The 14,745-nt window shown below is 40.6% G+C and carries 11 protein-coding genes; 5 read left to right on the top strand and 6 right to left on the bottom strand.

Features of this window, described 5'->3' with window-relative positions:
• Positions 1–41 precede the first annotated feature (41 nt).
• The 4 genes from KO529_RS11340 to aroC form a co-directional block, all read right to left on the bottom strand.
• A complete protein-coding gene (locus KO529_RS11340) occupies positions 42–215 on the bottom strand; it encodes a hypothetical protein (protein ID WP_215948002.1) in 174 nt (57 codons plus the stop codon).
• A gap of 167 nt (positions 216–382) precedes the next feature.
• Entirely contained in the window at positions 383–1,555 is a 1,173-nt protein-coding gene (locus KO529_RS11335; protein ID WP_215948001.1) for a flavohemoglobin expression-modulating QEGLA motif protein, read from the bottom strand.
• 110 nt (positions 1,556–1,665) lie between these two features.
• Entirely contained in the window at positions 1,666–2,973 is a 1,308-nt protein-coding gene (locus KO529_RS11330; protein WP_215948000.1) for a dicarboxylate/amino acid:cation symporter, read from the bottom strand.
• A 63-nt stretch (positions 2,974–3,036) separates the two neighbouring features.
• On the bottom strand, positions 3,037–4,101 hold the full coding sequence (aroC, locus tag KO529_RS11325; RefSeq protein ID WP_215947999.1) for a chorismate synthase: 1,065 nt from the start codon (positions 4,099–4,101) through the stop codon (positions 3,037–3,039).
• Positions 4,102–4,330: 229 nt separating this feature from the next.
• On the opposite strand from aroC, the gene KO529_RS11320 reads away from it, so the two are divergent.
• Positions 4,331–5,179 carry a UDP-2,3-diacylglucosamine diphosphatase gene (locus tag KO529_RS11320; protein WP_215947998.1) on the top strand — a complete coding sequence of 283 codons (849 nt, stop codon included), beginning with the start codon at positions 4,331–4,333 and terminating at the stop codon, positions 5,177–5,179.
• Positions 5,180–5,348: 169 nt separating this feature from the next.
• On the opposite strand, the gene KO529_RS11315 is transcribed toward KO529_RS11320, so the two are convergent.
• Positions 5,349–8,249: an FAD-binding and (Fe-S)-binding domain-containing protein gene (locus tag KO529_RS11315; protein WP_252734379.1), complete on the bottom strand. Its 2,901-nt coding sequence runs from the start codon at positions 8,247–8,249 to the stop codon at positions 5,349–5,351.
• A gap of 103 nt (positions 8,250–8,352) precedes the next feature.
• Here KO529_RS11315 and KO529_RS11310 point away from each other — a divergent pair, with 103 nt between their 5' ends.
• Together KO529_RS11310 and KO529_RS11305 are read left to right on the top strand one after the other, a co-directional pair.
• Entirely contained in the window at positions 8,353–8,862 is a 510-nt protein-coding gene (locus tag KO529_RS11310; protein ID WP_215947996.1) for a hypothetical protein, read from the top strand.
• 110 nt (positions 8,863–8,972) lie between these two features.
• A complete protein-coding gene (locus KO529_RS11305) occupies positions 8,973–10,103 on the top strand; it encodes a TlpA disulfide reductase family protein (RefSeq protein WP_215947995.1) in 1,131 nt (376 codons plus the stop codon).
• Positions 10,104–10,263: 160 nt separating this feature from the next.
• Here KO529_RS11305 and KO529_RS11300 read toward each other — a convergent pair whose 3' ends face one another.
• On the bottom strand, positions 10,264–10,914 hold the full coding sequence (locus KO529_RS11300) for a rhomboid family intramembrane serine protease (protein ID WP_215947994.1): 651 nt from the start codon (positions 10,912–10,914) through the stop codon (positions 10,264–10,266).
• Positions 10,915–10,972: 58 nt separating this feature from the next.
• Between KO529_RS11300 and KO529_RS11295 the strand changes: the two genes are divergently transcribed.
• On the top strand, positions 10,973–11,860 hold the full coding sequence (locus KO529_RS11295; protein ID WP_215947993.1) for a lysophospholipid acyltransferase family protein: 888 nt from the start codon (positions 10,973–10,975) through the stop codon (positions 11,858–11,860).
• Positions 11,861–12,098: 238 nt separating this feature from the next.
• Positions 12,099–14,745 (top strand): Ig-like domain-containing protein (locus KO529_RS11290; protein WP_215947992.1); only part of this gene is annotated, 2,647 nt, incomplete at its 3' end.

Below are 14,745 nucleotides of genomic sequence, written 5' to 3'. Positions count from 1 at the left end.
CCATTGGGCTCCCTTTTTATTTACAGTATATCGTCGTATCCCTATTGGTTACGTTTTGCTTTTTTAGCTTCGCGCTTTTCTTTCAATATTTCCAGGATTGCACCTCCTATCCAGTAGGGAATAACAAAAGTCAACAAAAAAATCATCAACCAAAACCCGATGGTCAAGATGGTCAAAAATGCTAAAAACCCTAAATATTGGTCAAAATCGAACATGATTGCTATGTTTTTTTAATGGTGGTACAAAGATATCAAAATCTAAGTTATTATTCCAAGGGCTATTTAAAATAATTTAACCTTAATACATAAACTTCTTCAATTACCCCCATATACCACACCAGGTCTACGCATCCAAACAAAAGTAAATAGAAGTACCCTATCACTTATTTCAAGTTGTCCAATATAAAATCCAAGGTACTATTCTTATTGCAATTGCGCTCAAAAGCCATATTGGTATGTGTTAGATCATTTGCCAAGCCCAAGTCCTTAAAACGGTTTATAGTGGCCTCAGATTCCATAGTAACCTTACCTGTTAATAAAGTATCCATGGACATGCCATTTTTATGTCTTTTATAAATCTTTTTCAATCCACTTAGATACAGGCGGTCCTTGGTAAATCCGCCTCCCCTGTGGACCCGCATAGTTATGGTAAAGGCTTTGTTCCGGTCCAGCTTGTACTGCCCGTGCAGCATGTCGAAGGTGTCCGAAAAACTATATCCTTTTATTAAACTGTCAGAAGCCAAGACTCTGTAGGCCAACTCCTTTAATCTTTTTAAACTTAGGGCCCCACTCATATATTCACTAAATACCGCTAGGCCCTCTTGGGTTTCCACGTTTTTTGGAAAACCATTGGAAAAGACTTTTAAAGGTTGCAACATGCCATTATAGGTAGTTACCAAATGCACTCCAATTTCATGATTGGCCAAAGTAAGTAATTGGTTTCTGCTAAAGGTGGTATTTTTCTTGATTAGGAGAGATTGGGTATTATTGCTCACCATAGCATCAGCAGCAATACTATTGGAAAAGGAAATGTTTAGAGGGAAATTATATTGTTGTACAAACTCTTCAAAATAAACCTTTGCGTCTTCCGGGGTATATATTTTTTCCATGTCCTCGGTATCCCGCTCATCAGCCAAATGAAGAATAAACCTGGCATTCTGTACATCTTTCTCCGTGGGAGTACCGTAAACCCTAAGGGAATTGTAATAAAACTTTTTGTTTTGGCCAATGGTCTCGATACACTGTATCATATTGGCATAGTAATACACTACTTCCTGATAAAATTTCCTTATCTGTTCATCCTTTATGCGCTCCAAGCGCTGGGAGAAGAACAAACGGTTTAGTTTATAAGGGTCGAATTGTAGTTTTTTATACTTAAATATGGGTTCATCTACGAACTTGGATGAAAAAAACCGATGTTTTTCCTTTTCAATATTTAAAGGATTTAAATAGGTAAGTAATTCAATTTTTTTTACCAACCTGTCCAGGTTGGCATCAATTGCAAATACATTGGGAAATTGACTGATAATTTCCTGCTGACTTCGTTCTTTTATCATAAAACCCTAACTATAAATATAAGACCATGGAGCACCCTTGAAAAACTGAACCTTTAATAAGTAAGTGGGCCACCAATAAGTTGCACCGCCAAAAATTAAAAGGCAATGAATTATTTTGAGGGCTTATAATGATCGCTCCATTCCTTTACCTTAGGTTCCCCTAATTTATCCACAGACTTTGCCACCATCATGGATACCGCGGCATCCCCGGTAACATTAACTACCGTTCTGCACATATCCAAAGGCCTATCTACAGCAAAGATCAATGCCAGTCCCGCTTCTGGAATTCCAGCTTGAGCCAAAACAATAACGAGCATCACCATCCCTGCTCCCGGTACAGCGGCACTACCTATAGAGGCCAGGGTGGCGGTAACTATAATTCCCAATTGCGCACCAAAACTAAGATCCATTCCAAAGGCCTGCGCAATGAACACCGCTGCAACAGCTTGATAAAGACTGGTACCGTCCATGTTTATAGTAGCCCCAATGGGCAATACAAAACTGGCAACCTCTTCTTCAACCCCTAAATGCTCCTCTACCCTTTCCATGGTCACAGGTAGTGTGGCGGCACTGGAACTGGTAGAAAATGCCAATAATTGTGCCGGGGAAATTCCATTTATAAAAAATGATGGTTTGCGTTTTGTAAAAATCCAAACAAACAAAACATAAACGCCTATCATTAAAATCAAGCCCAATAGTACACTTATCGAATACCATCCAAGTGCCTTAAATAGATCTAAACTGGGAGACTCCACCACTAAAGCGGCCAATAAGGCAAAAACGCCGTAGGGAGCGGCCAGCATAATCAAATCTATCAACTTTAGAATTACCTCATTGAAGCCATCAAAAAATTTCTTTACCGGATCGGCCTGCTCTGCCGGTATCAGGATTAACCCTATCCCGAAAAAGATTGCAAAAAAGATAACCTGCAACATATTTCCGTTATCGCTGGCGGCACTAAAAATATTACTGGGGACCAAGTCTTCCAAGGCCTGTAGCGGCCCTGACTCTTTTTGTTGGTTGGCCTGGGATATTTTGGAATCGGCATCACCCTTGTAGTTTTCCACCAATTCGTTCCTAGTCTCCTCTGAAATGGAGGATCCAGGTTTTATGATATTCACTATGGTAAGTCCGATGGAAACGGCAATAATAGTAGTTATAAGGTAAATTCCGATAGTCCTCCCTCCCATTTTTGAAAGTTTGGAAATATCCTTTAGATCGGAAACTCCCTTGATGAGGGAAGCCAATATTAATGGAACTGCAATAAGCTTTAGAGAATTGATAAAAATATTCCCAAAGGGTTTAATCCAATCCGAGACAATTTTGGGGCCCCAATCGAATTGTACCATGGCCAAAGCAAAAAGAACTCCGCCCACCATTCCCAAAATAATTTGCCAGTGCAATTCCAACTTCCTCATAAAAACAATGATTTAGATTGGAAAGATAGTATTTTGTGGTGCAAAGCACCAAAAAATATAACGCTATAATTTAATGGTCCTATTCAACAATGCATAATCTGCCATAACCAAGGCGGCCATTGCCTCCACAATTGGTACCGCCCTGGGCACTACACATGGGTCGTGCCTACCTTTACCTTGGGTGGTTACTTTATTCCCTTCCTTATCTATGGTATCATAGGCCTGAATAACAGTAGCAACGGGCTTAAAGGCAATATTGAAGTAAATATCCATACCGTTGCTGATACCACCTTGAATACCGCCACTATGATTGGTCTTGGTAGTACCGTCGGTATTAAACTGATCGTTATGTGCACTCCCCTTCATCTTTACTCCTTCAAATCCGCTACCGTACTCAAAGCCTTTTACAGCATTGATGGAAAGCATAGCTTTACCCAATTCGGCATGCAGCTTATCAAAAACAGGTTCTCCCAAGCCTATTGGAACATTTTGGATAACGCAGGTAATAACCCCACCTATGGTATCGCCTTCTTTTTTTATTTTTTTGATGTAATCTTCCATTTTAGCTGCAGTGGCGGTATCCGGACATCGTACCGGGTTGGATTCGATCAAAGAAAAATCGAGTTCCTGGTAACTTTTGTTCAAGCTTAACTCGCCCACCTGGGAAACATAGGCGTTTATTTTCATATCGCCCAAGAATTGTTTGGCAATAGCGCCAGCAACTACCCTACTGGCAGTTTCCCTGGCCGAACTTCTTCCTCCTCCGCGATAATCCCTGAAACCATATTTTTGGTCGTATACATAATCGGCATGCGAAGGTCTGTAAGAGTCCTTTATATGTGAATAATCATGTGATTTCTGATTGGTATTGTGTATGGCAAACCCTATAGGTGTCCCTGTGGTCTTCCCTTCAAAAATCCCGGAGTAAAACTCCACGGTATCAGGCTCCTTACGTTGGGTAACGATGGCCGACTGACCTGGTTTACGTCTGTTCAGATCTTCCTGAATGGCCTCCAGATTCAATTCAATTCCTGCCGGACATCCATCCAGTACGCCGCCTATGGCCACACCGTGCGATTCTCCAAACGTAGATAGTTTAAAAAGGGTTCCAAAAGTATTTCCTGCCATGTTTGTAATTAAAAATTGTGGTTATGAAATGGTTTAAAGAATCATTTCAACTCAAAGATCCAAAGGTAAATCTTAAAAAAGAGATACGAAAATAGAAAACTTGCTTATTGCAAATTAAAACAGAATTGGACCTACTTAATGTAAACTTAACTATTTCCTTATCCTAAATTGATTTTACCTTCACCATAAATTTAAATCCAAAGGTTTAATTTGAGAAAATTCCACCTCCGTGAAAAAGCGACAAATAGAATTGGCAGTTATTTCCGACGTACATTTAGGAACGTTCGCTTGCCATGCGGATGAACTACTGGCCTATTTGAACAGTATAAACCCTAAAACACTAATATTAAACGGAGATATAGTTGATGTCTGGCAATTTAGCAAGAAATATTTCCCTGCCATACACCTAAAAGTACTGAGAAAAATTATGGGAATGGCCGCTAACGGAACCGAAGTGTATTACGTTGTAGGGAACCACGATGAAAGGCTTCGAAGGTTCTGTGGCACCTCTTTGGGTAATATCCATTTCGTAGATCAATTGAGTCTAGAATTAAATGGCAAAAGGGCATGGTTCTTTCACGGTGATGTCTTTGATATATCCATTCAGAATGCAAAATGGGTGGCCAAACTGGGAAGGCATGGTTACAGTCTATTAATTCTCCTTAACAGAACCATTAACTGGATCTTGGGCAAATTGGGGCGCGAAAAATATTCCTTGTCAAAAAGAATTAAAAACAGCGTAAAGGGTGCTGTTAGATTTATCCAGAATTTTGAACATACCGCAAAGGAATTGGCCATCGACAAGAACTATGATTATGTTATCTGCGGCCATATCCATCAACCCAAAAAAGAGATTTATGAAAGTGAACAAGGCAAATGTACCTATTTAAATTCCGGGGATTGGGTAGAAAACCTAACAGCTCTTGAATACACCTTTAAACGTTGGAAAATATATAGATATAGTGCGGACAAACTCTCCCCTTTCTTTGCGGATGAAGAACTTAAGGGCATGGAAATACACGAATTATTCGCTGCCACATCCATAAATATAAAGTCACCCAAAAAAACTAAAATTTAGGAGTACCCCTGAAATATCTTTAATTAAGACAAACCTTTTTCCCTTAGAAGGAAATGGCTGCTTATAAAAAAAGCCCCGTCCCATATTGCATAACAAATATCGTGACGGGGCCAAAATTTTCTATTCTTAATTAAAAAAGCACAAGCTCATACCAATAGGAAGAACCCTGTTACACAATAAGAGCCTCTTTCAAAATAGAAATAGGGTGCAAGGCCTTTCTTTGGGTACCATCATATATCTGATGCCTACAACTGGTGCCGTTGGCAGCAATAATCACATCCTCTGCAGACTTCCTAACGGCTGGAAACAACTTTAACTCCCCTACCTGCATACTTACCTCGTAATGTTCCTTTTCGTACCCAAAGGACCCTGCCATACCACAACATCCGGAACTAATGATAGAAACAGTATAGTTCTTTGGAAGATTCAATATGTCAAAAGTTACCTTTTGGTTGGATATTGACTTTTGATGGCAATGTGTGTGGATCTTTACAGTCTTGGCTTCCTTTGTAAACAGATCGGCGGTTAAAGCGCCGGACTGAATTTCTTTGGCCAAAAATTCTTCTATCAAAAAAGAATTGGCAGCAACGGCATCCATCTTCTTTTTATCAAAACCAAATCGTTTATATTCATCCCTAAACGTAAGTATAGCGGAAGGTTCCAGTCCAATTATTGGAAGTCCTTTATCTGTTAGCTGCGAAAGTCTATCTACATTCTTAATGGCCAATTTTTTGGCCTGTTTTAAAAACCCTTTGGAAATATAGGTCCTTCCACTCTCTGCATAAAAAAGTTCCACCTCATACCCCAGTCGTGTCAATACTTCAATAGCATCCCTACCCAGTTCAACATCCAAATAGTTGGTGAATTCATCTATGTACAACACAACTTTGGACCTGGTGACAATTACCTGACCTTTAGCCTTTTCAAGCTCCTTATCAAAATTGAACTTATAGACTTTCGGTAAACTTCTTTGCTCTGCTACTCCGACCGATTTTTTAAGCAATCCGCCAACAAATTTGGAATCGTACATGGCATTGGTAATACCTGCCATACTACTTCCCAATTTATTCAGCTGGGTGTTATAGGCAAAAAGCTTCGCTCTGAGCGGGTAGCCATTCTCTTCCTGATATTGATATAAAAACTCTGCTTTAAGCGTAGCCACATCAACGTTGCTGGGGCATTCACTGGAGCAGGCCTTACAGCTTAAACAAAGATCAAAAACTTCTTTTAGCTCCTTATTGTTAAACTTATTCGTCTTTTCCGAAGAAGTTAAAAATTCGCGCAGGGTGTTGGCACGGCCCCGTGTGGTATCTTTTTCATTCTTTGTAGCATGGTAACTGGGGCACATGGCTCCAGATACCACATGGGTCTTTCTACAATCCCCGCTACCATTACATTTTTCTGCCGCTTTTAGAATGCCCTCACTATCGGAGAAATCCATCAAGGTTTCTATTTCCGGTTCCTGGCGGTCAATTTCATACCTCAGGGATTCATCCATGGGATAGGCATCCACAATTTTCCCTGGGTTAAAAATATTGTATGGATCAAAATAGGTCTTTACCCGCTTAAGGAGCTCGTAATTCTTCTGTCCGATCATTAAGGGAATGAACTCCGCCCTTACAATTCCATCACCGTGTTCCCCGCTAAAGGATCCGTGGTATTTTTTGGTAAGCTTGGCCACGTCCGTGGTAATGGACCTGAACAAGGCCACATCTGTAGATTTCTTTAAATTTAGTATTGGCCTTAAATGCAACTCCCCTGCCCCTGCATGGGCATAGTAGACCGCATCTTGCTTATAGTCCTTCATTATTTGGGAGAACTCGCCTATAAAATCCTTAAGGTCTTCCAGCGCTACCGCCGTATCCTCTATACAGGCAACCGCCTTGCGGTCCCCGACTATATTTCCAAGAAGACCCAATCCGGCCTTTCTAAGTTCAATGGCCTTATTTACGTCGGCCCTCCTCAATATAGGGCTGGCATAGCTCAATCCAGACTTTTTAACGGTCTCCAATAATTGCTGAAGTTGTTTGTCCAAGTCCTCTTCGGTATCCGCTTTAACCTCCAACATTAACAATGCCGCGGGGTCGCCTTCCACAAAAAACCTGTTCTCCAATTGGGTACGGTTATTTTTGGTACAATCCAAAATTACCTTATCCATCATTTCACAGGTATGCAGATTGTGGGTCATTAGGGGAGCAACGTCCAACAAACAATCTTCCAAGGTTTTGTAATGGGTAACTACCATGGCGGAAAGTTTGGGAGGCAACTCGGTCAATTGCAGTACTATTTCTGTAGTGAAAGCCAAGGTGCCTTCACTACCGCTCAATAATTTACATAAGTTTATGCCTTCGGCGCTATCACCAAAAATATTGTTCCTGAGCAACTCGTCCACAGCATATCCTGTATTGCGCCTATGGATCTGGGGTTTTGGAAATTCCTTAACAATTTCCGCCTGTATTTCCTTGTTGCTTAATTCTTTATGTATGTTGTTGTAAATTTTTCCTTCAAAATTATCCAAGGACATTTTACCCAGAAATTCGTTCAAGGACAAATCCCTGAATTCTACCTTGCTTCCATCGGATAAAAAAGTCTGTAAGGATACCACTTGATCACGGGTAACCCCGTATTGTATGGAGGTAGTTCCCGAGGAGTTGTTACCTACCATTCCCCCGATCATACAGCGATTGGAAGTAGAAGTGTTTGGTCCAAAAAATAGGCCATAAGGTTCCAAGTAGAGATTTAACTCGTCACGGATCACCCCTGGTTGTACGGTTACTTGTTTTTTATCTACATCAACGGAGAGAATCTTGGTGAAATTTTTGGAGACATCCACTACTATACCATCCCCAACACATTGTCCGGCAAGGGAGGTTCCTGCAGTTCTGGGTATTAAACCAATTTTGTGTTCACCTGCAAATAGAATTAGTTTTCTAATATCCTCTTCAGTCTTCGGATAGGCCACTGCCATTGGCATTTTTCTATATACAGAAGCATCAGTGGCATATAGGGTGGTCATTAATTTGTCTACAAACAAATCGCCCTCTAAATCGTCCTTTAATTTATTTAGCATATTTTTATCCAACTCAAAACAATTTTGGGCACTAAATTAAGTTTTATTGTTTCAGATTAATAATGAATTTTTAATTTTTACATTAATTAACTTTAGAACACTTATGAAAATTTTAAAATTATTTACCCTATTTATGTTCTGTTCCTGGTTCTCTATGAGTGCCCAGGAAATATCCGATCACGCCATTGGTCTGCGCTTGGGGGACAGTGATGGTTTTGGTGCAGAAATTTCCTATCAAAAATCTTTGGATCGTGACAACAGATTGGAAGCCAACCTTGGATGGCGGGACAGTCGTTATTTTGATGCTTTTAAATTAACGGCCCTTTACCAATGGGTTAGACCCTTGGACGGAAATTTCAATTGGTACTACGGAGCCGGTGGCGGACTGGGAAGTGTGGACTTCGCTTCCAAACCTAATGGCAATGGTGGATACTACACACCAGATGGTGGCCTATTTGTTTTGGCTGCCGGAGATATTGGTATTGAATACAACTTTGACATTCCTTTACTGATTTCATTGGATTTTAGACCTGAAATTGGCATTGTGGGCTATAAAGATTTCTCAGATAATTTTGATTTTGATATTGCCTTGGGAATTCGCTATCAGTTTTGATATAAATAACGAAATACTATTTTATTCAGCCATGAATGTTCTTGTAGCATTTATGGCTTTTTTTATTACTTATATATAAGTACATTTGCGGCAATTAAAAGAAAACAGAAATGAAAAAAATATTATTATCGCTTACCGTAATTGTAGGAGTTGTAGCGTGCAACAGTAAACCTGAAGGTTTTGTATTGACCGGAACTTTAACCGGTGATGTGGAAAACGGTACCCAAATATTTATAAGAAAGATTGATGAAAACAATCAGCCATATGATATTGACACCACCACTGTGGAAAACGGTAAGTTTACTATTAGTGGTCCTGCTGATTCACCCGATCTAATATATGTTTTTGTTGATAAAGTACAAGGCTACACTCCGGTTGTTGCCGAGAAAGGTGAAATAGAACTTAGTGCCCAGAAGGATAGTTTAAATTTTGCCAAGGTTAAAGGCACTGAGCAAAATAATATATTCTTTAACTATCTAAATGAATCAAGGGCCTTGTCCGATCAGGCAATGTCTATTCAAAGAGATATGCAAAACGCCAATATGGGCGGAAACGAAGCTACTGTAAACTCCTTGCGTGACGAGTTTGCCGAACTTCAGGAAGAATATAAGAATTTTGAATTGAACTTCATTAAAAACAATCCTAATGGTCTTATTTCTGCTTTATTGATAGAAAAAGGACTTAATACAAGAATAGTGGAGAGCGAAGAAGCACAAAAAATGTATGATGCCTTAACTCCAGAGATAAAGGAAACCCTGCCCGCCAAAAACATCCTAAAAAGTTTGGAAGCAGCCAAAGCTAGGGAAGAAAAAGGGAAGAGTACAGCTATTGGCGCCACTGCCCCCGACTTTTCAGGACCTACCCCAGAGGGTAAGGAATTGTCCCTAAAAGAAGCCATGGGAAAAGTGACCATCATCGATTTTTGGGCTGCCTGGTGCAAACCTTGTAGGGTTGAAAATCCAAATGTGGTCAATATCTACAACAAGTACCATTCCAAAGGACTTAATATAATTGGCGTATCCTTGGATAGAAAGGAAGAAGATTGGAAAAAGGCCATTGCGGATGACAAACTTAGCTGGAACCATATTTCCAGTTTGGATTACTTCAATGATGCCGTAGCCAAACTTTACAATGTAGAAGCCATACCTGCTACTTTTATCCTTGATAAAAACGGAGTTATTGTAGCAAAAAACCTTAGAGGCCCTGAATTGGAGTCGAAAATTGCAGAACTTTTACAGTAAAATATACTACATAAAATAATAAAGGCTCGTAAAATCTACGGGCCTTTATTATTTTATACATCTCCCGTTCCTACATTGCCTTTTGATCCGTGTTCAATTTTGAACAATCCTTAACCCAGCAGCACAATTGAACCCTCATTCGGTAGTTCTGGAAACAGAACTAAATCTTGCCCATTTTCCCTAGAATAAAAAGAAGTACAATAGGCAAAGCCAATAATAGTACCATTAAGGTATCTGTAACAAGTAGATCTGGTTTAAAGAACAAGGTTACAACATACCCGCCAATAGCACCACCAAAGTGGGCAGTATGCCCAATGTTCCCCAATCTTGTTTTCATTCCATAGATAGAATAAAATAAATAAAGAATTCCTAAAACGTAAGCTGGTAAAGGAATAGGAATGAACATAATTCCCAATCGCATTTGCGGTTCCAATAGGATGGCAGAATACAATATACCTGTAACGGCTCCACTGGCTCCCACAGCGCTGTAATAAGGTTCGTTTTTATGAAAGTACAATGCCAATAAACTACCGGCAACCAGACTAATAAAATAAAGGATAAGGAATTTACTGGGACCAAACCAATCAATGACCACATCTGCAAAGAAATAAAGTGTAAACATATTAAAAAATAGATGGGAAAGGTCTACATGTAAAAAACCCGAGGTAACCATCCTATCTTTCTGTCCTGCCTGAATAGCACCAACGCCAAACTTGTAACGTTCAAAGAAAGTCTGGTTATTAAAACCCTTTAGGGAGGCAATGACATTGGCGGCCATAATGGCAATGGTAGCAAGATGAATGTTATTCATGAAGAAAACTATTATTTTTGGGTTCAAATATAGCTATATTTGCCCTAATTATATCTGCATGCAGTTTCTAGTATATATTCTGGTTTACCCCCTACTATGGCTTATTTCCATATTACCTTTTAGACTTTTTTACTTTTTTTCAGATTTTGTTTTTATTATTCTTTACCATGTTGTTGGTTACCGCAAAAAAGTGGTGAAAGAAAACCTTAGGCGCGCTTTTCCCAATAAGACCAAGGAAGAAATACAAAAAATCCGGAAAGATTTCTACCGCCATATGTGCGATATGTTCCTAGAAATGGTGAAGACCTTGAACCTGTCCAAAGAGGAACTCAAAGAACGTTATAAGATCGTCAATATTGAGGTGCTACAGGAAATCGTAAAAGATAAAAGTGTTCTTATTGTATGTTCACATTACGCCAATTGGGAGTGGAACGTGAGCATTAATAACTATGTGAATGCAAAAGGTTATGCCGTTTACCAAAGAATTGGGAATTCCTATTTTGATGATTTGATAAAGAAAATAAGGGCCAAATGGAATACCACCCTCATAACCCAGCAGGAAACTGTAAAAACGGTATATAGGAATGTCCAAAATGGGGTAATATCTGCCTATGGTATGGTGAGCGATCAATCTCCTCAAGTAAAAAGAGCTCAATATTGGAGTGAATTCATGGGTGTTAAGGTGCCTATATTTAACGGCCCCGAAAGCATGGCCAGAAAATTGGATCTGGCAGTGGTTTTCCTAAAAGTATCAAAAGTAAAAAGAGGATATTATAAGGCAGAATTTATTCCCATTACAACAGCTGGTAAGCAAACCAAAAAGAACGAGATTACGGACCGATTCTTAAGGTTGACCGAAGATCAGATACGGGAAAAACCTGAGTACTACCTTTGGACCCATAAGCGATGGAAACACCGAAATAAAGTCCCCGTAGAATTCCAATAAAAGGGTGGCACCAATTCCTAATACATACCTCGTTTTAAAAGCACCTTATGGTATAATTTAAATTGAAACCACTAATTATCTCCATCTCACCGTCTTAGAACTCAATAAAGTAAGGCTTGATGCGTTATAAAAAGGTGTTATACACAAAAAAAATATTGAAATGTGATTATTTCTGCCTATGGGATTTAATTATACCAAATTAATTAATTTTTATTGGTGCCTACTTGTATGCCTATTGATGTCCATATCCGGATTTGGCCAAACTAGGGTTTTTGCCAATAGCATAATAAGCCAAAGCAACACTGATGATTCAGCAAATGCTATTGATTCAGACTTAAGTACCAAGGCTGATATTGAGGCTAAAGATGGTATAGGTAGTTATTCCGGGCATCTAGAATTGGAATTTCCTTCATTAATACCAGCAGAAACTACCGTATATGTAAAGATTGATGCAGAGGAGCCTATCCTGGCACCTTTATTGGCTGGGGGCTTAGGTAATTTTTTAGGGGCTACGTTGGTCAGCAAGCAAGAATTCACTGTACAAGTAAAGAACGTGAATACCGTAGTTCTCCAAGGAGATTCAAATGACGCAGGAGAATTTGGAACATCAAGAATGAGGCTCGTAATGAATGAAGCTGGGGAATTTTTCATTGTCATTACACCTGATCAAGATTTTAATAGGATTCGACTAGTAAACAGTATAGATCAGGGAGTAACTTCCATTGGCCGCAAAAAATTAGGGGTATATGGCGCATTTTACAACACCTCCGAAATAATAGGTGATTGCGGATCCCCTTCATTTACATCTTACGATGGAAGTCCGTCTGGACTTTTAGGTGTTGGTGGTGTAGGTGTTAATGCTCCAGAGGATGCCATTGACGATGATGACAACACTTTTTCCGAACTAAATTTAGGCCTTATAGGTGTTGGTTCTTCTATAGAACAAATTCTTTACTTTGAAGAACTTTCACATTCCAATGAGGTATTTAATTTTAATTTAAAACTGAATTCGGGTCTATTGGCTCTGGGTGTTTTGGACAATATTGAAATATTGGGGTACAATGGAGCTAATTTAGTAGCCTCAGAAAGTTTGACCGACTTGTTGAATTTAGATTTATTGGGATTGTTTCAAAATGACGAAAATGCAGTAGTACCTTTCGCTCCAGGAGCGCCAATAGACAGGATTGTCATAAGATTCAGCTCTTTAGTAACTCTTAGCCTACCACAGAAATTAGAGGTTCATGAGGTTAAAAAGGTACCCGGACCTCCCACATTCGATGCTAGCACTCAAGATGTAGATATATGCAAGGGGGAATCAGCCAGTCTCATTGCGGTAGCAGATCCCAACGACCTGGAGCTTAGATGGTATGACAGTGCGGTTGACGGCACACTTTTGGGAACAGTGGCGTCTGGAACGCCCTTTGTTACTTCTGCAATTTTGGCGGATACCACTTTTTATGTAGCGGCAGCGGAAGTTGGTTGTCCTGAGGAATCTGAGCGTACCCCAGTGGAAGTAACAGTTGTTCCTTCTCCGGAAGCAACGGATATCACGGTAACTGGCAATGAAAGTACCATTTGCTCATCAAATACAGTAACATTAGTGCCGGGAAGTGCTTTAACGGGAGCCTTTTCTTGGTATTTGGATGCCAATAAAACCAATCCAATTACAGATGGAATGGTCGATAGCGGTATCACTTATAATATTGATGCCAACGATGAATTGAGCATTTTGGGACTTTCAGGTCTAAACAGTCCATATACTTATTATGTCAGTATTACCGATTCCGGTAGTGGGTGTGAAAATATGGCCGGTGAATTAAAACCAGTTGTTGTAACAATTCAGGATAACACTTTGGCACCGACAATTACATTGGACTCGAATATTACAACTGATGATATTGTGAATTCTGACGAAGCAATGGGATTAGTAAATGTCACCGGTGTTGTTGGTGGCGATGCTCAAGTGAACGATGTAGTTACCCTAACAATTAACAATGTATCCTATCAAGGTAATGTTGCTGCAGATCTTAGTTTTAGTATTCCGGTCAATGGAAGTGATTTGGTTGCCGATGCAGATACAACAATTGATGCATCCGTTGAAACCACGAATGGAATTTGCACGAATACTGGTACCGATACCGAATCGTATACGGTAGACACCACTGTCCCCACCGCCCCCACCGTCAATACCCTATTGACCAACGATACCACCCCGACCATTACCGGGACTGCGGATTCGGCCGATGTGCTTACCGTGACCCTGAACGGGACCACCTATACCGAGGGCGATGGCAACCTTACCGATAACGGGAACGATACCTGGACCCTGACCGTACCCGCAGGGAGCGAACTGGCCGAAGGCACCTACGATGTAGCGGCGACCACCACAGACCTGGCCGGCAATACCGCCGATGATACCACTACGGACGAACTATCCATTGACCTTACGGATCCTACGGCACCTACCGTAAATACCCTGTTGACCAACGATACTACCCCCACCATTACCGGGACTGCGGATTCGGCCGATGTGCTTACCGTGACCCTGAACGGGACCACCTATACCGAGGGCGATGGCAACCTTACCGATAACGGGAACGATACCTGGACCCTTACCGTGCCCACAGGGAGCGAACTGGCCGAAGGCACCTACGATGTAGCGGCGACCACCACAGACCTGGCCGGCAATACTGCAAACGATACCACTACGGACGAACTATCCATTGACCTTACGGATCCTACGGCACCCACCGTAAATACCCTGTTGACAAACGATACTACTCCCACCATTACCGGGACTGCGGATTCGGCCGACGTGCTTACCGTGACCCTGAACGGGACCACCTATACCGAGGGCGATGGCAACCTTACCGATAACGGGAACG

The sequence above is a fragment of the Arenibacter algicola genome (assembly GCF_018860365.1).
GTDB lineage: Bacteria > Bacteroidota > Bacteroidia > Flavobacteriales > Flavobacteriaceae > Arenibacter > Arenibacter algicola_B.
Note: the sequence above shows the minus strand (reverse complement) of the source record. Positions and strands in the feature narration are given on the sequence as shown.